The sequence below is a fragment of the Micromonospora sp. NPDC005220 genome (genome assembly GCF_040607895.1).
Lineage (GTDB): Bacteria > Actinomycetota > Actinomycetes > Mycobacteriales > Micromonosporaceae > Micromonospora.
In genome coordinates this window covers 1-19,650 of sequence record NZ_JBEXHP010000103.1, presented here as the reverse complement: position 1 = coordinate 19,650, position 19,650 = coordinate 1, and the positions used below count along the sequence as shown (strand labels likewise).

Below are 19,650 nucleotides of genomic sequence, written 5' to 3'. Positions count from 1 at the left end.
GCGCTGGCTCGGCGGCGGGCGCTGGCTCGACGGCGGGCCCCAGCACGACAGGCGGTGCTGGCTCGACGACAGGCCCCGCCGCGACCGGCGCTGGCACGGGGTCGGCGCCGGCTTCGTCCGCGGGTCGTCCGGCCGTTCCCCGTCCGTCCCCACCCCGCTCGGCCGCTGCCCGCTCGGCCGCCGCCCGCTCGGCCAAGTCCCGCCCATCCGCCTCCGCACCGACCGACGCCGCCCCGAAGGACGACCGATGGACCAGCTGATCTCCGGCGCGACGCACGACCCGCACGCGTTGCTCGGCGCGCACCCCGCCGACTCGTCGACGACGATCCGCACCATGCGCCGGGGTGCCGGCGACGTGGTGCTGCTCGTCGGGGACGAGCGGCACCCGATGAAGCGGGTGCACGACGTGGGCGTCTTCGAGGCGCAGGTCGACGGCGTCGTGCTCGACTACCGGGTGGAGGTCGACGGTACCGCGCACGACGACCCGTACCGCTACCCGCCGACCCTCGGCGAGCTGGACCTGCACCTGATCCGCGAAGGCCGGCACGAGCGACTGTGGGAGGCGCTCGGCGCCCGGGTCTTCGACGAGGGCGTGGCGTTCAGCGTCTGGGCGCCCAACGCCCAGGGCGTCCGGGTGGTCGGCGACTTCACCGGCTGGGGCCCCGACGACGGCTGGCCGATGCGGTCCCTCGGCTCCAGCGGGGTGTGGGAGCTGTTCGTCCCCAACGCCCGGGTCGGAGCCCGCTACAAGTACCGGGTGCTCGGCGCCGACGGGCAGTGGCGGGACAAGGCCGACCCCATGGCCGCGTACGCCGAGGTGCCGCCGGCCACCGCCTCGGTGGTGCACCACTCGACGTACCGGTGGAACGACGCGGACTGGCTGGCCCGGCGGGCCGAGCGGCAGCCGCACCAGGAGCCGATGAGCGTGTACGAGGTGCACCTCGGCTCGTGGCGGCCCGGCCTGAGCTACCGCGAGCTGGCCGATCAGCTCACCGCGTACGTCACCGAGCTGGGCTTCACGCATGTGGAGTTCCTGCCGGTGATGGAGCACCCGTTCGGCGGCTCCTGGGGCTACCAGGTGACCGGCTACTACGCGCCGACCTCCCGGTTCGGCGACCCGGACGAGTTCCGCCACCTCGTCGACCGGCTGCACGCCGCAGGCATCGGCGTACTCCTGGACTGGGTGCCCGCGCACTTCCCCAAGGACGAGTGGGCCCTGGCCCGGTTCGACGGCACCCCGCTCTACGAACACCCCGACCCGCGGCGCGGGGAGCACCCCGACTGGGGCACGTACGTCTTCGACTTCGGCCGCAACGAGGTCCGCAACTTCCTGGTCGCCAACGCGCTCTACTGGTGCGACCAGTTCCACGTCGACGGGCTGCGGGTCGACGCGGTCGCCTCGATGCTCTACCTGGACTACTCCCGTGAGCACGGGCAGTGGGCTCCCAACCAGTACGGCGGTCGGGAGAACCTGGAGGCCATCGCGTTCCTCCAGGAGGTGAACGCGACCGTCTACAAGCACCATGCCGGCGTCGTCATGATCGCCGAGGAGTCCACCGCCTGGCCGGGGGTCACCCGCCCCACCGCCGAGGGCGGGCTGGGCTTCGGCTTCAAGTGGAACATGGGCTGGATGCACGACACCCTGCTCTACACCTCGAAGGACCCGATCTACCGCCAGCACCACCACCACCAGCTCACCTTCTCCCTGGCGTACGCCTGGAGCGAGAACTACGTGCTGCCGATCAGCCACGACGAGGTGGTGCACGGCAAGGGCTCACTCGCCGGCAAGATGCCCGGCGACACCTGGCAGCGGCTGGCGAACGTGCGGGCCCTGCTGGCGTACATGTGGGCGCACCCCGGCAAGCAGTTGCTCTTCATGGGCTCAGAGCTGGCCGACGACCGGGAGTGGAGCGAGGAGCGCGGCCTCGACTGGTACCTGCTGCACGACCCGGCCCGCGCCGGTGTGCAACGGCTCGTCGGTGACCTCAACCGGGTCTACCGGGACACCCCGGCGCTCTGGGCACAGGACACCGAGCCGGCGGGCTTCCGCTGGATCGCCGGCGACGACGTCGCCAACAACACCGTGTCGTTCGTCCGGATCGCCCCGGACGGCTCGACGCTGGTCTGCGTGGCGAACTTCTCCGCCCAGCCGCTGCACGACTACCGGATCGGCCTGCCGGCCGGCGGGACGTGGACCGAGGTGCTCAACACCGACGCCCACCACTACGGCGGGTCGGGGGTGGGCAACCTGGGCGAGGTGCGGGCCGAGGACGTGCCGTGGCACGGGATGGTGGCGTCGGCGGCGCTCCAGGTGCCGCCGCTGGGCGCCGTCTGGCTCCGCCGCAGCTGATCGGTGCGTTCGCCTTGATCAAGTGATGAGAAGTAGGCGCCAGGGTCGCTTCTGACCTACTTTTCATCACTTGATCAAGGTGCGGCACCCCACGGCGAGGGGCGTGGTCAGACCAGGCCGGCGTCGCGGAGCAGTTGCCACAGGCCGGCGCCGTCCGGGGCGGAGAGCCACTTCTGGCCCACCGGCCCCGACGACGGGCGGCCGGCCGGGGCGGGCAGGGTGCCGGCCAGCACCGACTGGGTCGGGGAGAGCCGGCGGATCGCCACCCCCGCGACGTTCTCCGGGTGGGCGGCGGCGAACTCCCGGTAGATCTCCTGGTCGTGCTGGCCGTCGTCGCCGACCAGCAGCCAGCGCACGTCGGGGAACTCCTTGGCCAGCCGGGCAAGGGTGGAGCGCTTGTGTTCCATGCCGCTGCGGAACCAGCGGTCGGCGGTCGGGCCCCAGTCGGTGAGCAGCAGCGGCCCGGCCGGGTAGAGGTGCCGGGACAGGAAGCGGGTCAGCGTGGGCGCCACGTTCCACGCACCGGTGGACAGATAGAAGACCGGCGCGCCGGGGTGCGCGGTGACCAGCCGTTCGTAGAGCACTGCCATGCCGGGCACGGCGTTGCGGGCGTGCTCGTCGAGCACGAACGTGTTCCATGCGGCGAGCAGCGGCCGGGGCAGCGCGGTCACCATCACCGTGTCGTCGATGTCGGAGATGATGCCGAACTTGACCTCCGGGTCGAGGATGCGCACCGGGGCGTCGACCGGCTCGGCGTCCGGGACGCTGAGCCGGACCGTGCCCCACCCGGGCGGCAGGTCCGCCTCGACCAGGGTGTCGACGAAGCCGCTGCGGTCGGCCTGCGTCTCGTGCCGCACCCCGCCGGCCTCAATGGTCACCGTGACGTGCTTGTTGGGCAGCGTCGCGAAGCTGCGCCAGCCGCGGACCTTGTCCAGCCGACCCCGCTGGCGGGTGTCCGGACGGCCCAGCAGCACCCGACACATCACCCGCACCCACCCCGGCGCCCCGTAGCCGGTGTACGCGACGATGTTGACCCGCCAGCCGGTACGCCGCAGCCGACGCTCGACGAGCTGGTGCACGGCGTCCTCGATCCGCGCAGCCCGGTGCAGGTTCGGAACGGCCAGTTGGCCGGCGGGAGTGGGTGGCACCCGCCAACCCTGCCACACGTCGAGGGCCACGGCCACGCGAGCCGACCCCGGCTGCGCCGATCCGGCCCGGCCCCCGTGCAGCCGATCCGGCCACCGTCGAGCCGAGCAGACCCGGCCCGGCTGCGCCGATCCACCTCGGCGGCCAGGCCGAACGTGAAACACTCCGGTCGGGACGACGACGGGGGCGTTGGTCGTGTCGCATCCAGAGGAGCACCGCGGGCGATGGCGCCCGCGACTCGACCGGCCGGCGCTCGTCGCGCTGCTGTTCGGGCTCGTCGGTGTCGGCTACCGGCTGGTCCTGACGCTGTTCACGGTGCCGGTGTCGAACAGCGACGAGGCGACCTTCGGTCTCGCCGCGCTGCACATCGGGCAGGGGCGGGAACACCCGGTCTTCCTCTACGGCCAGCACTACATGGGGATGCTGGAGTCGTACCTGGCCGCTCCCCTGGTGGCGGTGGCCGGGCCGAGCTGGCCGGTGCTGCGGTTGCCGATGCTCGCGCTGTACGCGGTCTTCCTCTATCTGATCCACCGGCTGACGCGCCGGGTCTGCACCCCGTGGTTCGCCGCCTTCGTGGTGGGTCTGCTGGCACTCGGGCCGGAGCGGGTGGTGCGCGATCAGCTCACCGTCGTCGGTGGACGGCCGGAGGTGAAGCCGGCGGTGCTGCTGATGCTGCTGATCACCGTGGGGTTGGCCGCCGGCACGGTCCGCCACCGACGGCTCGCGGTCGGCCTGTTCGGGCTGCTCGTCGGGGTGGCCGCCTGGTCGGACTGGCTGATCCTGCCGTACCTCGCGGTGGCCGGGCTGGCCCTGGTGTGGGCCGTGCGGCGGGAACTGCTCGGCTGGCCCGGCCTGCTGCTGGTGGCGGGGGTGGTCGTCGGCGTGGCACCGATGATCGTTGACAACCTGCGGGCCGGGCCCGGTGACGACTCGCTGTCGGTGTTCCGGGAGGTCAGCACCAAGGAAGGGCCGCTGCCGCAGTGGTCCGACCGGATCCGGGGCGGCCTGCTGGAAGGGGTGCCGTTGGCGCACGGGCTCTGTCCGGTGGACGGCTGCGGGCGCTGGCAACAGTGGTTCGGTTTGCTGTACCCGGTGCTGCTGGTGGCCGGCGCGGCACTCGCGGTGCTCGCGTACCGTCGGGCGGCCGGGGTGCCGGGCGCGGAGCGGGTCGAACGCGCCGGGGTCGCGTCCGCGGGTGCAGAGCAAAGGCCCGGAGGGTTGCGTGCCGAGCGGGTCGGGCCGGTCGTGCAGCTCGCGCTGGTCGCCGGCGCGGCGTTGACAGTGCTGTCGTACGTGCGCAGCCCGCTCGCCGCGACCAGCCCGCTGGACAACGCCCGCTACCTGTCGGTGCTGCAACTGTCGCTGCCGGCGGTGCTCTGGCCGCTCTGGGTGGCGGCGCTGACCGCCTGGCGGGGCACCAGCAGCGTGCTGGGGCGACTCACCGGCGCGCTCTCCGCCGCCGTACTGGCCGCGCTGACCGTGACCATGCTGGTGGTCACAGTGCTCTTCGTGGCCACCGGCACCGCGGCGTCGCGGACCGAGGAGCGGCAGGCCCGGGAGTTGGCCGCCGCGCTGCGCGCCGACGGACCCCACGAGGTGTACGGGGACTACTGGACCTGCAACCGGTTGATCTTCAACACGGATGAGTCGGTGATTTGCGGGGTGCTCGACGGGGACCTGTCCCCCGGGCAGAACCGCTACCGACCGTACTGGCGGCAGGTGGGGCGGGCCGAGCGGCCGGGCTACGTGGTGGTTGTCGACTCGCCAATGGACCGGCGGTTGCGGCGGCTGCTCGCCGACCGGGGTGACGCCGCGCCGGTGCGGGAGGTCGGCGGCTATCGCGTGTACCACCCCGACACCCCGGTGCGGCCCTGGCGGTAGGGGCTGGTCGTACGCTGGCCGGGCCGGCGCGTGGGGCGCCGCCGTTTCGCCCGTCGAGGAGACCCATGCTCATTCTGCTGCCGCCCTCGGAGGGGAAGGCCGACGCCGGCACCGGACGGCGCTGGGCCCCGGACCGACTCTCGCTGCCCGAGCTGAACCCGGCCCGGGAGCGGGTGCTGGACGCCCTGGTGGCGCTGAGCGCCGGGCCGGACGAGGAGGCCGCGCGGGCGGCGCTCGGCCTCAGCGAGGGCCAGCGGGGCGAGCTGCGGCGCAACGCCCGACTGCGGGAGGCGGCCACCGCTCCGGCTGAGCGGCTCTACACCGGGGTGCTCTACGAGGCGCTGGACCTGGCCTCCCTGCCGGCCACGGCGCAGCGGGCGGCCCGCCGGTCGATCCTGATCAGCTCCGGGTTGTGGGGCGCGGTCCGGCTGGCCGACCGGATCCCGCCGTACCGCTGCCCGATCGGCGCCCGCCTGCCCGACGTGGGGGCGCTGTCGACGTACTGGCGCAGGGAGCTGACGCCGGCGGTGGACGTCGCCGCCGGGCGCGGCCCGGTGCTGGACCTGCGCTCCGGCGCGTACGCCGCCACCTGGACGCCCCGCGGTGAGCTGGCCGAACGGACGGTCACCGTGCGGGTGCTGCACGAGCGGGAGGTCGACGGGGTGCCGGTCCGCTCGGTGGTGAGCCACTTCAACAAGGCGACCAAGGGCCGGCTGGTCCGTGACCTGCTCGTCGCCGGAGCCCGGCCGCGCACGGCCGCGGAGCTGGTGGGCACCCTGCGGGAGTTGAAGCACACGGTGCTGGAGCAGACCACCGCCGCCGGCCGGGTACGGCAGGTGGATCTGGTGGTCACCGACCTGTAGCGGCCCGGCAGCCGCAAGATTTGCTCAAGGCTGGGCCGGAGGAGTTCCGTAACGGCGTGGCAGGGGCCACGGTAAGGCAACCCAGACTCCGGCAAGGGAGCCTCCGTTGACTCGCGAACCCGCCCTGCTCGACCGGCCGCACTCCCCGACGCCCCCAGCCCCGCTGGGCTGGTTGACCCTGGGCGACGCGTTCGAGGCTGCCTGCCTGCTGCGGTGCACACCGCCGCCGACCGCCGCCCGGCCCAGCGCGGTACGCGCCGCGCACACGCCCGGGGTGGAGTTCAACCGGGAGGACGCCGCGCAGCGGATGCGGCAACTGCTCGCCCGGCTGGACATCCCGGTCACCCACGAGGTGGCCGTCGGCGGCCTGCGCCGCCGCTACGAGCTGCACCGGCTCTGGGTGCCCCGGGAGCACCAGGGCGCGTACACCCGGATGTTGGACGCGGGCTGGTGGCAGGGGCGGCGTGAGCTGCTCGGCGGGCCGCTGCCCGGTGCCTCGCCGGCCCGCCGGCGGTTGGTGACCCGGCTGGCCGAGGCGGCCTGGCGCTCGGCGCTGCTGGCCGCCGGGCGGCACGTCCGCCGGCACATCCTCGGTGTCCGGCTCACCGACCGGGAGTTGGCCGCGGTGCTGATCCGGGGCGCGGCCGTGCTCGACGTGCCGGCCCGGCTCCGCCCCGGCACCGGCTGCTTCCTGGTCAGCGTGGCCGACGGCCCGGACCGGCAGCGGATCCTGCGCAGCGCGGCGTTGGAGCCGGCGCGCGGCCCGCTGACCCGGGCTTGCGCGCACCGGTCCGACGGCGCACAGTGCACCGCGTGAGTCGTACCTCGTCCGGCCGCGCCGGCCTGGCCGCCCTGTCGACGGTGCTGCTGGTCGCGAACCTGGCCGTCGCCAGCTGCCGGGACACCCCGACCGAGCCGATGTCGATCCGGATCGCCACCGGCAGCCCCACCGCGGTCTACTACGCGTTCGGACAATCCCTGGCGGCCATCCTGAACCGGGAACTTCCCGACGTACGGGCCAGCGTGGTGATCACCGCGGCCTCGGCGGAGAACGTCCAACTGGTCGGCTCCGGCGGGGCCGAGCTGGGCTTCACCCAGGCCGACGTGCTGCCGACCAGCACCGCGGACCGCCCCGCTGTCGACGCCGTCGCCCGGGTGTACGACGACCAACTGCACCTGGTCACCACCAGCGGCGGCCCGGTCCGTACGGTCGCCGACCTGCGCGGCCGGCGGGTCTCCGTCGGCGCCCCCGGCTCGGGCACCGAGATCACCGCGACCCGGCTGCTGGAGGTGGCCCGCCTCGGTGGCCAGGAGGTACGCCGCGAACGGCTCGGTCTGGACAATTCGGTGACGGCGCTGCGCTCCGGGCGGATCGACGCGTTCTTCTTCTCCGGCGGGCTGCCGGTCCGGGGCATCGAGGAGTTGGCCGAGGCCAGCGCCATCCGGATCGTGGACCTCAGCGAGTGGACCGAGCCGCTGCGCTCGCGCTACGGCCAGGTCTACGTCTCCCGGGACATCCCCCGCTCGGTGTACGGAGTGGACGCGGTGACCACGGTGGCCGACCCGAACTACCTGATCGTCCGGGCCAACCTGCCGGAGCCGTTGGTGCGTGACGTGACCCGGCTGCTGATGGAACGCCGGGCCGAGCTGGCCGCCGCCCATCCGGCGGCGGGACGGATGAGCCCGCGCTCGGCGATCGTCACCGCGCCGCTGGCGCTGCACCCGGGCGCCGCCGCCTGGTACCGCGCCACCAAACCGTGACGACCGGGCCTCACCGCGCCGGGGAGGGTCGCAGGTCGGTGACCGGTTCCTCCTCCGCCGGCTGCACGGCAGCGGCTGGCGTCGGGAACCACAGGGCGGCGACCAGCCCCCGCGACTCCCCCGGACGCATGGTGAGCCGCCCGTCCGACGCGTCGACAAGCACGGCGGCGATGGTCAGGCCGAGCCCCGCACCGTCCACGTTCTGCGCGTCCGGGGCCCGCCAGAACCGCTCGGTCGCCTGGCCGAGCTGACTCTCGGTCATGCCGGGGCCGGAGTCGCGTACCTCCAGCGCCACCCCGCCGTCTCGGCGGGACACCGTCACCGTCACCGTCCCGCCCGCCCCGCTGAACTTCACCGCGTTGTCGATGAGCGCGTCCAACGCCTGGTCCACGGCGGTCGGCACGGTCTGGGCGTACGCCGGGGCGTCGGTCGCGGCCAGCCGCAACGCGACCGACCGGTGCCGGGCCAGCGGCGCCCACGCCGCGACCCGGGAGGCGGCCACCGCGGCGGCGTCCACAGTGACGCGCTCGTTCTCCTCCCGTTCGGCCCGAGCCAGGGTGAGCAGCGCGTCGAGCACCAACGCGAGCCGGTCGGTCTCCTCCAGGGCCAGTCGGTGCTCGGACCGACCGTCCGGGTCAGTGAGGCTGGGTCCCAACTCCTCCACCCGCAGCCGCAGCGCGGTCAACGGGTTGCGCAGTTGGTGGCTGGCGTGCGCGACGAAGGCACGCTGCCGGTCCATCACGTCGGAGACCACGTCGGCCATGTGGTTGAAGCTGGCCGCGAGGCGGCGCAGCTCCGGCGGCCCCAGCCGGTGCTGCACCCGGGCGCCCCGGTCGCCCTCGGCGATCTCGTGGGTGACCGCGTCCAGTTCGGTGACCGGGCGCAGCACCCAACCGGCCAGCCCGAACGCGGTGAGCACGCAGGCCAGCACGGCGAGCAGACCGGCCAGGGCGAGCAGCAGCCACCACGCCACCACAGCTCGGCGGATCGGGCCGGCCGGGGTCACGATCACCACCGCGCCGAGCACCTCACCTCCGTCGTTGATCGGCACCGCCACCACCACCGGGTCGGTCGTCCAGGGCCAGACCGACTCGGGGGCGCTGGTCTGCTGCCCGGACAGCGCGACGTCCAGCACCGCCGTGGTCCCCGGGCTGGGTTGCCACCTCGGCGACGAGACCGGAGTGTTCCGGTCCCGGTCGACGATCGCGGCGACGATTCCGTACAGGTCGTCGTAGCTGGTCAGCTCCGACTCGATCGGGCCGGGCCCACCGTCGCGCAACGCCGGCCCGGCCAGCGAGGCGAACCGGGTGGCGTCGGCGAGCCGGTCGGCGCGGACCCGTTCGGTCTCGCGGCTGGCCATGGTGGCGGCCAGTGGGGTCTCCAACGCGATGAGGACGAGGACCATCAGCAGCAGATAGCTGATCACCAGGCGGCGGCGCACGTCAGCTCCTCACGCGTCGCGCAGCCGGTAGCCGACGCCGCGCACGGTCTCCACCAGGCGGGCGTCGCCGAGCTTGCCGCGCAGCGACCCGACGTGCACCTCGACGGTGTGCCGGTCGGCCCAGGTGGTGCCCCAGGCGTCGAGCAGGATCCGATCGCGGGGCACCGCCACCCCGGGCTGGCGGGCCAGCGAGAGGAGCACGTCGAACTCCTTGCGGGTCAACGTGACGGCACGGCCGTCCACGGTCACCGTCCGCGCGGCCACGTCGATGCGGACCGGCCCGGCCTCGATGAGGTGCCGCTCGGGCGCGGCGTTCGCGGCGCGGCGCAGCACCGCCTCGATCCGGGCCTGCAACTCCACCATCGAGAACGGCTTGACCACGTAGTCGTCCGCGCCGAGGCGCAGACCCAGCACCCGGTCCCGTTCCTCACCCCGGGCGGTCACCGCGATGATGCCCAGCTGACTGCTGCGTCGACGCAGCTCCCGGCACAGGTCGGTGCCGTCCCCATCGGGCAGGGTCAGGTCGAGCAGCACCAGGTCGCAGGGGGCGGCGGAGAGCGCGGCGGCGACGGTGGCGGCGTGCTCGACCTCGTACCCCCGGCGGGTGAGGGCGGAGGACAGCGCAGCGGCCACCCGGCGGTCGTCCTCCACCAGCAGGATCCGCACCCGTGCCCCCCCGTCCGTCGCAGCGCTGTTCTGCGAATGGTGGCAGAAGCGCGCGCGGACCGGGAGGCCGCCCGCCCGTCGTCGGGCGGGCTACCGGCCGCTTAGGGCGTGGGTCGAAGTCCTCGGTCGAGCCGAGGCGGAGTCCAGGCGGCGGCCGGCCAGGGGCATCGACCCACGCCCTAAAGGCCGAAGACGTCGTCGGCGACGGCGTCCCGGACGCCGTCGGTGAACCCGCGGAAGCCCGGGTCCTCGTGGCTGGCCGGCACGCTGGTGACGGTGACCCCGCTGGCCTGGGTGACCGCGTCGACCAGGGGCGGATAGTCGATCTCGGCGTCCTGGAAGGCGTCATCGTCCGCCTCGGCCAGGTTGATCACGTGCTGTACGTCGTCGGACGGAGTGTCCGGGTCCTCGGCCCACTCGCCGCCGGCCTGGTAGCACTCGTCGTACAGCGCGCGCTGGCTGTCGGTCCAGTCATCGTCGTAGCTCTGCATCGCCCATCCCTCCGCGGCCGTTGACCTGAGCATGCCCGGCGGGAGGCGACGGGCGCGGCGGTACCGGCGAAAACCGGGCGTGCGCGCCGACGGCGGCCCCGTACGCTGCTGTGGTGATCTACAAACTGCTGTCGAGCGCGGAATGGGACGACGCCCTCGCCGCCGGCGGCTTCACCGGCTCCGCGGTGGACCGGCAGGACGGGTTCATCCACCTCTCCGGCGGCGACCAGGTAGTCGAGACGGCGCGGCGGTACTTCACCGGGGCGACCGGGTTGACACTGCTCAGCGTCGAGGAGGAGCGACTGGGTGACGCGCTGCGGTGGGAGCCGTCGCGCGGCGGACAGCTCTTCCCGCACGTGTACGGCCCGCTGCCGGTCGCGGCGGTGGTGGCGGCGCGGGCGTTGCCGGCGGATGTACCGGTCGCCGACGCGGTGGCCGCCCTGCTGGGCTGACCCGGTCGGGGCTGAAACGGCCAGGGCTGAAACGGCCGCGCCCGACCCGACGGTGTCGGGCCGGGCGCGTGATGCCGTGGAGGCAGGGGCTCAGCGGCAGAGCCGGTCGATCTCCTCCTGGAACCGGTCCATCGGGTTCGCCTCGGCGGGGCCGAGCAGGTAGGTCTTCAGGTCCCGGCGGGCCTCGGTCATCGGGTCGTCACCGGCCCGGGTCACCGTCACGATCTTCTCCAGCTCGCCGCAGTCCTTGGAGAGCAGGTACGCGGCCCGAGCCGTCGGGTACTCGCGGCGGAACTCGTCCTCCGACAGGCCGGCCGGGTTGGCCACCACGTACGGCCGCTGGCTCTGCACGAAGTCGGAGACCACACTGGACACGTCGCTGATCAGCAGGTCGGTCTGGTTGAAGCAGTCGAACAGCGCCGGCGTGCGGCCGGTGACCACCAGGTGCGCGGTGCCGTCCAGCGAGGACGCGTCCGGGGTGCCGCCGGCAGCGCGGATCGCCGTGACGACCCGGTCGTGCACGGCCTTCGCCGCCTTCGACCGCGACCCGGTGAGCGGGTGTGGCTTGTAGATCAGGCGGACCCGGGGGTTCGTGGCGATCAGCCCCTTGACGATCCGCTCACCCATCAGCACCAGCGAGGTGTGGTACGGGTCGTCGTCGAGCCAGCCCTCCCAGGTGGGCGCGTAGAGCACAGTGAACGGCCGGTCCACCGACTCGGCGCCGAAGGTGTGCACCCCGGCGAGCTGCGGCCGGCCGATCTCGACGATGTCCGAGTCGAGCACCCCCACACCGGCGCGCGCGTAGCGCTCCCGGCCGGCCAGACCGGCGACCCAGACCTCGTCGTACACCTTGCTGTAGGGGTTGACGCTGGCCTGCTTGTCGCTGTCGCCGTGCCCGACGAAGACGTGCTTCGTACCCGGCTCGCGGAGCATGTGGATGTTCGCGCCGACGTTGGCGGAGTAGAGCGCCGCGCGGATGCCACCGAGGTCGAGGTTCATGAAGTCGACCCCGGCCGGTACGCAGATCACCGGCAGCCGGCTGTCGGCCAGCTCCAGAAACGCCTCCCGGCTGCGCATCAGCACCACCGCGCGCTGCTGCAGCGCCTCGGTCGGGGCGAGCCACATGTTCGCCTGGTAGACGTCCTTGGCGGGGCCGGCGAAGTAGAGCGCCACCTCCGGCCGGTAGTTGTCCAGCCACCGCTGGACCGCCGGCAGCAGCGGACCCTGCCCCGAGCCGCGACCGCGGAGCCAGGTCAGCGCGATGATGGCGCCCACCAGACCGGTCGCGACGGCCGCCACCGCGCTGGACGCGAAGAACGGCGTCGGATCGTGCTGCACGGCGGCGGCCACGGCGGCCGGCACCAGTACCAGGTTGAGCAGGGGCATCCGGTCACCGGCGACCGCCGCCGCCCAGGCGGGCGGCTGGGGGGCGCTGGACAGTGGACCCAGCTCGATGTTGCGCACCATGGCGGAGAGCGGGTTACGACGCTCGATCATGGTGGACAGCGCACCGGCGAAGACCGACACCACCCACACCACGGCCGGCAGCACGAGCAGCAGGGTCAGCTCGCCGCCGTTGAGCCGCACCTCGGCGGCGACCAGCAACACAGCGGCGAGGTCGCGGGTCAGCTGTCGGTACGACCAGTGCAGGCCCACCTTCTCCAACAGCAGCTGCGACGACGGCGACCAGCGGGCGACGGCGAACTCACCGATGATGGCGGCCAGCCCGGCGACGGCGAACAGGCCGACCCAACCGAATACGCCGCCGACGAGCATGACCAGGTAGGCCAGTACCAGTAGCGCACTCTGGGCGGCCACTCCGAGGCGTCCTGTCAACGTGCCGAACAAACGATTTCGCTCCCTACAAGATTTCGTTGCGGGCGGTGCCCGTGATGGACCGACGTCACTCCCCCGTCGCGCAGCGGCTCAATCGCGGCCGGCTGCGTTTGACTGCGACCTTAACGCGAGGGGACAGCTCGGTGTCGCTCGGGTATCCGGCACCATTTCGGGCAAAGTTCCGTACCTGGACGCGCCCGGCCCACCATCGGGCCGGGTGCCCGGTGCGGCAAGAGCGCTCAGTCGGCCCGCCCGAAGCAGGTCATCGCACCGGGCGCCTTACGCGCGGCGAACTCCTGGTAGCCCAGCTGCGGCGCGGTGTCGCGGGCGTACCGGTTGCCGTTGTAGACGCAGATGGTGCCCACGTCGAGACGGTCCAGTGCTGGCGTCAGCTCGGCCGGCGTCGGGCTGGCGGTGCCGTCCGCGAAGTCGGCGAGCAGCAGTCGGTCCTTGGCGAACTGGGAGTTGAGGTCGTATTCGACCAGGTAGAAGTCGCGGGGCAGGACAACCCGGACCTCGCTGGTGATGATCGGCGTGGTGCGCATGATCGTCTTCGGGGCGAGTAGCAGGCCCTGCGGGCGGTCCAGACCCTTGATCCAGAACGAGATCGCCTGACGCTGCTGCGGGAGCTTCCAGGTGGGGCGGGGGTGCACCTCGACCCAGCTCTTCGCGGACCACATCGGGGTGGCGAACAGCGCGAACGCGGCGACCAGCAGCACCGCGATCCCCCCGGACGCCGCCCGACGCAGCGCCACTGTCGGCGCCGGCACGCGCACGGTGCAGAGCAGGCCGATCAGCGTCGGCAGGGCGAGCAGCCACGGCACCCGCCAGAGCACCACCGAGATGCCGCTCAACGCGCTCAGCAACTCCAGCACCCCGGGCACGAACAACACGCTCAACGCCAGGGCGGCGCCGGCGGCGAGCAGCGCGGGCGTACGCCGACGGGCCAGCAACGCCCCGCACCACAGCGCGAGACCGCTGATCACCCCGACCACACCGAACAGCAGGGTCCGCTTGTAGGTGTACGCCGCGTTGAAGAAGGCGTCGTCCGCGCCGGTCGCGGTCATCCCGCCGAGCAGCAGGCGGGAGACCACCAGCGAGCCGATCGGGTACGCGAGGGCGGCGACCGCCGCGACGACGGCCGCCTTCCACCGGCCGACCAGCAGCATGGCGAAGCCGGCGGCGCCGACCAGCATCGGGAGGATGATCGCCGCGGTGTTGGTGAGCCCGATCGCGGTGATCGAGAGCGCCACGATGAGCACCAGGCTGCGCCGCGTCCGGTTGTCGAACCACTCGGTCAGGTAGAGCCACATCAGCGGGATGACCGCCGAGACGAAGATGCCCTTGCCCTCGTGCAGCCGGAGCAGGTGGAACGTGCCCAGCGCGGCGTCGTCACCGGCGACGAGGTACAGGTACGCGATCGCCACGGTGAAGGCGAGCAGCGGCCGGCGCGGGGCCCACCGGTGGGTCAGCCGCCAGAGCGCCAGCGCCGCGAGCACCGCCATGATCGGTAGCAGCACGTACCAGAGGGCCGAGCTGGCGTGGATGCCGACGACGTTGGCGAACGCGCCGTCGAAGACCTCGATCGACGGGATGGGTGGCTGCGAGCCCATGGCCGGCAGCACGTTCTCGGAGAACAGGAAGTCGTTGAGCGGGATCAGGTCACGCTCGGCGATCCACACCGACTTGCCGACGTAGTAGACGTCGTCCGGGGTGTTGCGGGCCATGAAGAACGAGGAGATGCCGACCAGGGCCGAGACGACCAGCGCGTACGCCGTCTGCGCCGCGGTGGGCGCCGGGGCGGCCGGGGTGGGCGCGGGGCCGCTCAGCCAGGCCTGGCGTACCAGCAGGAGCCCGCCGACGGCCGCGAGCAGACCGGCCACGGCCGGAATCCACCAGGTGAGGTTGACGCTGGTACCGGCCAGTCCGGCGGAGACGGCGGCCACGGCGGCGGCGACCAGGACCCCGATCAGCAGCCGACGATCGGCGGGCCGTGCGCTGACCGGCTCCTGCTGAGCGGCCGGCGCGCTGTCGGCCGGGGCGCTGTCGGCCGGGGCGCTGTCGGCCGGGGCGCTGTCGGTCGGCGCGCCGGCGCGGCGGCGGGCGCGCAGCACGGCCACGACCGCGAGCACCACACAGCACAGCAGCCAGATCCGGAAGGTCACCGACGGACGCAGGTCACCCAGGAACGCCAGGTGGTAGAGCACGGTGAAGAGCGCGAACGCGATCACGGCGCCATCGGTGAGAATCGCCGGGGCGGCGGCCACCAGCGCGCGTACCCGGGCCAGCCCCGCGCGCGTGTTGGCGGGCCGGGATGCCGGTCCGGTCCGCGGCGTCGGATCCGGTTCGGCGGGCGCTACGGCGATGCTGTCGACGTTGGCCACGGGCGTCCTTACTCGTCAGGCGGATGAGGGGCATCGGTACGGTGCCGGCCGGGTGTCAAGGGGGCAGCGTAGCGGAATCGGGCAGGGGGACAGTTGCTACCGGCGGGCGGGTGTCGGGGTGCTGGTCAACCCGACATCGGGGCCGCCCGGGGACCGGGCAGGACGCTGTCGGCGCCGAGCCCGGCCGCCACGGCTTCGACCAGGTTGTCGAGGTAACCGTCGGTGAGCGGGAGACGGGCGATGGCGAGCCGCCAGTAGAGCGGGCCCACGATGAGGTCGATGGCGGCGTCCGGCTCGGTGTCGGCGGGCAGCTCGCCACGCCGCACGGCCCGGGTGACCAGGCGACCGCCGATCTCCTGCTGCCGGGCGTGCAGCACCTGACGCAGGGTCGTGTCGATGCTGGGGTTGCGGGCGGCCTCGGCCAGCAGGTCCGGGATGATCTGCGACGCCAGTGGGTGCCGGAGCGCGTGTGCGACCGCCTGGAACAGCAGCGTGAGATCTCCGCGCAGTGTGCCGGTGTCCAGTGCGGGGAGCTTGCCGTGGGCCGCGGCGGCGACGATCTCCAGCACCAGGTCGAGCTTCGAGCTCCACCTGCGGTAGATCGCCGTCTTGCTGACGCCGGCCCGTCGGGCCACCGCCTCGATGGAGAGCCGGCCGTAGCCGACCGCGGCGAGCTCCTGCATCAGCGCCCGGCGGATGGCCGTGGTGATCTCGTCGCGCAGCACCGCGGCGCCGGCCGGCGCCCGCCTCTTCTCGGTCGTCATCGAGGGCTCTTATCGCAGGTCACGCCGGATAGCGTAGCGCAACGACGGTACGGTTGCGTCCCGACGTGTTTCGGACTACTGTCCTGGCAGCGACGAGGCGGCGCCCCGCGCATATTTCCCACTAGGATTCGATCGTCGCGAGCAACCCCCGTCTGCACGAAAGATCGGAGCGCCATTTCCATGGCCACCACCGCGCTGGTCGACCCCGACACGGGCCTGACCCAGGCGCAGCTGGCCGCTCGGCACGGGCTACGGGTCGCCGGCGAGCGACCCAGTCTCGTCGAGTACAGCCGCCGACTATGGGCCTACCGGCACTTCATCGCCGCGTACGCCAACGCCAAGCTCGTCGCCTCGTACAGCAACGCCAAGCTGGGTCAGCTCTGGCAGGTGCTCACCCCGCTGACCAACGCGGCGGTCTACTACCTGATCTTCGGGGTGGTGCTGGCGCAGAACGACAAGATCCCGAACTTCATCGCCTACCTGACCACCGGGCTGTTCATCTTCAACTTCACCCAGAGCGCGGTCCTGGCCGGCACCCAGTCGATCAGCAGCAACCTGGGGCTGATCCGGGCGCTGCACTTCCCCCGGGCCAGCCTGCCGCTGTCCACCACGATCACCCAGTTCCAGCAACTGCTGGCCTCGATGGTGGTACTGGTCGGCATCGTGCTGGTCACCGGCGAGCCGCTCACCTGGAAGTGGTTGATGCTGGTGCCGGCGCTGCTGCTGCAGGCGGTGTTCAACGCCGGCGTGGTGCTGCTGGTGGCCCGGCTGGGCTCCAAGTCGAGCGACCTGAAGCAGGTCATGCCGTTCATCATGCGCACCTGGATGTACGGCTCCGGCGTCCTCTACAGCGTCAGCCTCTTCGACCGGCTGCCCGGCTGGGCGACGACGCTTGTGCAGTACAACCCGCTGCTGGTCTACATCGAGCTGGCCCGGTACACGCTGCTGGAGGAGGCACCGCTGCTCAACGAGTCGCTGACCCAGCTCTGGCTGGTCGGCGCCGGTTGGGCGCTGGTGGCCGGCATCGGCGGTTTCATCTACTTCTGGCGCGGCGAACAGGAGTACGGCCGTGGTTGAGCACTTCGACGCCGCCCCCGAGGCGAGCGCCACGATGACCCGGACGCAGGAGCGCATCCCGACCGTGGTCGTGGACGACGCGCACATCATCTACCGGGTGCACCAGGGCGCCGCCGGTGGCACCACGCCGGTGGCCGCGCTGCGCCGGCTGGTCAAGCGCACCCACGCGCCGAACGTCCGGGAGGTGCACGCGGTCAAGGGCGTCTCCTTCACCGCGTACCGCGGCGAGGCGATCGGGCTGATCGGCAGCAACGGCTCCGGCAAGTCGACCATCCTGCGGGCCATCGCCGGCCTGTTGCCGGTCAACCGGGGCGCCATCCACACCCAGGGCCAGCCGTCGCTGCTGGGCGTGAACGCCGCCCTGCTCAACGACCTCTCCGGTGAGCGCAACGTCGTCCTCGGCTGCCTGGCCATGGGCATGCACCCCGACGACGTGGCCAAGCAGGCCGCCGGGATCATCGACTTCTCCGGGATCAACGAGCGGGGTGACTTCGCCAGCCTGCCGATGCGGACGTACTCGTCCGGCATGGCGGCCCGGCTGCGGTTCTCCATCGCCGCCGCCAAGAAGCACGACGTGCTGCTCATCGACGAGGCGCTGGCCACCGGCGACAAGGGCTTCCGCAAGCGCAGCGAGCAGCGGGTGCGCGAGCTGCGGGAGGGCGCGGGGACGGTGTTCCTGGTCAGCCACCAGCTCTCCTCGGTCCGGGACACCTGCGAACGGACAATCTGGCTGGAATCGGGCCTCATCCGGATGGACGGCCCGACCGACGAGGTCATTCGTGCGTACGAGGCGTACGCGAACAGCAAGTAGAGTTCCGGCGAACGTCCGCATCGACACGGCACCTGAGGACCGCGTCGCCCGCGTTGGGGCGACGCGGTCCGCGCGTTAAGGTTCATTCCGTCGCCGCTCGGGCGGAACCTTCCGTTAACGCATCCCTGAGAGTGAGGATCCGGCAATGACGCAGGACCAGACCACTGGCCCGGACGCCGAAACGGAGACCCCGACGCCGTGGCGGCCCTCGCGGACAGTGGCGGTGGTCCTGGCCGGAGGCACCGGGACCCGACTGGGCCTCGGCATCCCGAAGCAGCTGCTGAAGATCGCCGGTAAGCCGATCATCGAGCACACCCTGGCGGTCTTCGAGGCGGCGCCGGAGATCGACGAGATCATCGTGCTGATGGCCAGCGGCCACGTCGACGACGCCCGGCAGATCGTCGAGAAGGCCGGCCTGCGCAAGGTCACCAAGGTGATCGAGGGCGGCGACACGCGCAACGCCACCACCCGGATCGCGTTGGACGCGGTCGGCCCGGAAGACTGCAACATTCTCTTCCACGACGCGGTACGCCCGCTGCTCAGCGGCCGGATCGTGCGCGAGTGCGTCAACGCGCTCTGGAGCTACGACGCCGTGGACGTGGCCATCCCCTCCGCGGACACGATCATCCAGGTCGACGAGAACGACTGCATCACCGACATCCCGGTGCGCTCCCGGCTGCGCCGGGGCCAGACCCCGCAGGCGTTCCGCTCCCCCACCATCCGGGAGGCGTACCGGATCGCCGAGGACGACCCGGACTTCGCCGCCACCGACGACTGCGGTGTGGTGCTGCGCTACCTTCCCGGCACCCCGATCAAGGTGATCGACGGTTCGGACGAGAACATCAAGGTCACCCACCCGGTCGACGTGCACCTGGCGGACAAGCTCTTCCAGCTCGCCGCGGCGCAGGCACCCCGGCTGACCGACCACCGCAGCTACAGCGAGGAGCTGACCGGCCGGACCATCGTGGTCTTCGGCGGCAGCTACGGCATCGGGCACGAGTTGACCGAGCTGGCCCGGCGCTACGGCGCCCAGGTCTTCCCGTTCAGCCGTTCCAGCACCGGCACGCACGTGGAGCGGGCCGAGGACGTCGAGGCCGCGCTGACCACCGCCTTCGAGGCCACCGGCCGGATCGACCACGTGGTGGTCACCGCCGGCATCCTGGAGAGAGGCGCCCTCGCCGAGATGGACGAGGAGACGATGGACCGGGTGCTCCAGGTCAACTTCGTCGGCCCGGTGACCATCGCCCGCCAGGCCCTGCCGTACCTCCAGCAGACCAAGGGTCAGCTGCTGCTCTACACCTCCAGCTCCTACACCCGGGGCCGGGCCCGCTACGCGCTCTACTCGGCCACCAAGGCCGCCCTGGTCAACCTCACCCAGGCGCTCGCCGACGAGTGGGCCGACGTCGGCGTCCGCGTCAACTGCATCAACCCGGAGCGCACCGCCACCCCGATGCGGACGCGGGCCTTCGGTGAGGAGCCGGAGCACACCCTGCTCGCCGCGGAGGCCGTCGCCCAGTCGTCGCTGGACGTGCTGATCTCCGACCTGACCGGTCAGGTGATCGACGTACGCCGGGCGCCCGGCGACGGGCCTACGCCGACCGTGCCGGCGCAGTCCGGGTCGGGGCGGGTCGGCGCGCGCGGCGGCGCGTCGGCCCCCAAAAAACGCCCACCGCCGCGGGGGCCCCCACCGAACGCCCAACCGGGCGGCCGCGGAGGCCCTGCTGGAG

At 72.5% G+C, this 19,650-nt stretch carries 16 protein-coding genes; 9 read left to right on the top strand and 7 right to left on the bottom strand.

Annotation, left to right across the window (positions count from 1 at the left end):
* Window positions 1-247 precede the first annotated feature (247 nt).
* On the top strand, window positions 248-2,350 hold the full coding sequence (glgB, locus tag ABZU52_RS26510; protein ID WP_354973679.1) for a 1,4-alpha-glucan branching protein GlgB: 2,103 nt from the start codon (window positions 248-250) through the stop codon (window positions 2,348-2,350).
* 107 nt (window positions 2,351-2,457) lie between these two features.
* On the opposite strand, the gene ABZU52_RS26505 is transcribed toward glgB, so the two are convergent.
* Entirely contained in the window at window positions 2,458-3,498 is a 1,041-nt protein-coding gene (locus tag ABZU52_RS26505; protein WP_354973681.1) for a phosphatase domain-containing protein, read from the bottom strand.
* A 193-nt stretch (window positions 3,499-3,691) separates the two neighbouring features.
* Between ABZU52_RS26505 and ABZU52_RS26500 the strand changes: the two genes are divergently transcribed.
* From ABZU52_RS26500 to ABZU52_RS26485, 4 genes are all read left to right on the top strand, one after another.
* A complete protein-coding gene (locus ABZU52_RS26500; RefSeq protein ID WP_354973678.1) occupies window positions 3,692-5,377 on the top strand; it encodes a hypothetical protein in 1,686 nt (561 codons plus the stop codon).
* Between the two features lie 65 nt (window positions 5,378-5,442).
* Complete coding sequence (gene yaaA, locus ABZU52_RS26495; RefSeq protein WP_354973677.1) at window positions 5,443-6,240, top strand: peroxide stress protein YaaA; 798 nt, start codon at window positions 5,443-5,445, stop codon at window positions 6,238-6,240.
* 106 nt (window positions 6,241-6,346) lie between these two features.
* Window positions 6,347-7,057, top strand: coding sequence for a hypothetical protein (locus tag ABZU52_RS26490; protein ID WP_354973676.1), 711 nt, complete (start codon window positions 6,347-6,349; stop codon window positions 7,055-7,057).
* Window positions 7,045-8,001 carry a TAXI family TRAP transporter solute-binding subunit gene (locus ABZU52_RS26485; protein ID WP_354973675.1) on the top strand — a complete coding sequence of 319 codons (957 nt, stop codon included), beginning with the start codon at window positions 7,045-7,047 and terminating at the stop codon, window positions 7,999-8,001. Before ABZU52_RS26490 ends, ABZU52_RS26485 begins: the two co-directional genes overlap by 13 nt.
* Window positions 8,002-8,011: 10 nt before the next feature.
* On the opposite strand, the gene ABZU52_RS26480 is transcribed toward ABZU52_RS26485, so the two are convergent.
* The 3 genes from ABZU52_RS26480 to ABZU52_RS26470 all read right to left on the bottom strand — a co-directional run bounded on the left by ABZU52_RS26480 (window position 8,012) and on the right by ABZU52_RS26470 (window position 10,599).
* Window positions 8,012-9,442, bottom strand: coding sequence for a HAMP domain-containing sensor histidine kinase (locus ABZU52_RS26480; protein ID WP_354973674.1), 1,431 nt, complete (start codon window positions 9,440-9,442; stop codon window positions 8,012-8,014).
* A 9-nt stretch (window positions 9,443-9,451) separates the two neighbouring features.
* Window positions 9,452-10,108, bottom strand: a complete 657-nt coding sequence (locus ABZU52_RS26475) for a response regulator transcription factor (protein WP_091401433.1) — start codon at window positions 10,106-10,108, stop codon at window positions 9,452-9,454.
* 179 nt (window positions 10,109-10,287) lie between these two features.
* Window positions 10,288-10,599 (bottom strand): hypothetical protein, encoded by a 312-nt coding sequence (locus ABZU52_RS26470; RefSeq protein ID WP_354973673.1) that lies wholly within the window; start codon window positions 10,597-10,599, stop codon window positions 10,288-10,290.
* 113 nt (window positions 10,600-10,712) lie between these two features.
* Here ABZU52_RS26470 and ABZU52_RS26465 point away from each other — a divergent pair, with 113 nt between their 5' ends.
* Entirely contained in the window at window positions 10,713-11,051 is a 339-nt protein-coding gene (locus tag ABZU52_RS26465; protein WP_354973672.1) for a DUF952 domain-containing protein, read from the top strand.
* A 90-nt stretch (window positions 11,052-11,141) separates the two neighbouring features.
* On the opposite strand, the gene ABZU52_RS26460 is transcribed toward ABZU52_RS26465, so the two are convergent.
* The 3 genes from ABZU52_RS26460 to ABZU52_RS26450 form a co-directional block, all read right to left on the bottom strand.
* A complete protein-coding gene (locus ABZU52_RS26460) occupies window positions 11,142-12,899 on the bottom strand; it encodes a CDP-glycerol glycerophosphotransferase family protein (RefSeq protein WP_354973671.1) in 1,758 nt (585 codons plus the stop codon).
* 227 nt (window positions 12,900-13,126) lie between these two features.
* Window positions 13,127-15,271, bottom strand: a complete 2,145-nt coding sequence (locus ABZU52_RS26455) for a DUF6077 domain-containing protein (protein ID WP_354973670.1) — start codon at window positions 15,269-15,271, stop codon at window positions 13,127-13,129.
* A 125-nt stretch (window positions 15,272-15,396) separates the two neighbouring features.
* Complete coding sequence (locus tag ABZU52_RS26450) at window positions 15,397-16,035, bottom strand: TetR/AcrR family transcriptional regulator (RefSeq protein ID WP_354973669.1); 639 nt, start codon at window positions 16,033-16,035, stop codon at window positions 15,397-15,399.
* Between the two features lie 180 nt (window positions 16,036-16,215).
* Here ABZU52_RS26450 and ABZU52_RS26445 point away from each other — a divergent pair, with 180 nt between their 5' ends.
* The 3 genes from ABZU52_RS26445 to ABZU52_RS26435 form a co-directional block, all read left to right on the top strand.
* Window positions 16,216-17,112 carry an ABC transporter permease gene (locus ABZU52_RS26445; protein ID WP_354973668.1) on the top strand — a complete coding sequence of 299 codons (897 nt, stop codon included), beginning with the start codon at window positions 16,216-16,218 and terminating at the stop codon, window positions 17,110-17,112.
* 34 nt (window positions 17,113-17,146) lie between these two features.
* Window positions 17,147-17,923, top strand: a complete 777-nt coding sequence (locus tag ABZU52_RS26440) for an ABC transporter ATP-binding protein (protein ID WP_354973680.1) — start codon at window positions 17,147-17,149, stop codon at window positions 17,921-17,923.
* A gap of 145 nt (window positions 17,924-18,068) precedes the next feature.
* The coding region (locus ABZU52_RS26435) for a bifunctional cytidylyltransferase/SDR family oxidoreductase (protein WP_354973667.1) at window positions 18,069-19,650 on the top strand (1,582 nt) is incomplete at its 3' end.

Coding starts and splice junctions, on each gene's coding strand:
- glgB (WP_354973679.1), top strand. CDS start 248: ATGGACCAGCTGATCTCCGGCGCGACGCACGACCCGCACGCGTTGCTC.
- yaaA (WP_354973677.1), top strand. CDS start 5,443: ATGCTCATTCTGCTGCCGCCCTCGGAGGGGAAGGCCGACGCCGGCACC.
- ABZU52_RS26470 (WP_354973673.1), bottom strand. CDS start 10,599: ATGCAGAGCTACGACGATGACTGGACCGACAGCCAGCGCGCGCTGTAC.
- ABZU52_RS26450 (WP_354973669.1), bottom strand. CDS start 16,035: ATGACGACCGAGAAGAGGCGGGCGCCGGCCGGCGCCGCGGTGCTGCGC.
- ABZU52_RS26445 (WP_354973668.1), top strand. CDS start 16,216: ATGGCCACCACCGCGCTGGTCGACCCCGACACGGGCCTGACCCAGGCG.
- ABZU52_RS26440 (WP_354973680.1), top strand. CDS start 17,147: ATGACCCGGACGCAGGAGCGCATCCCGACCGTGGTCGTGGACGACGCG.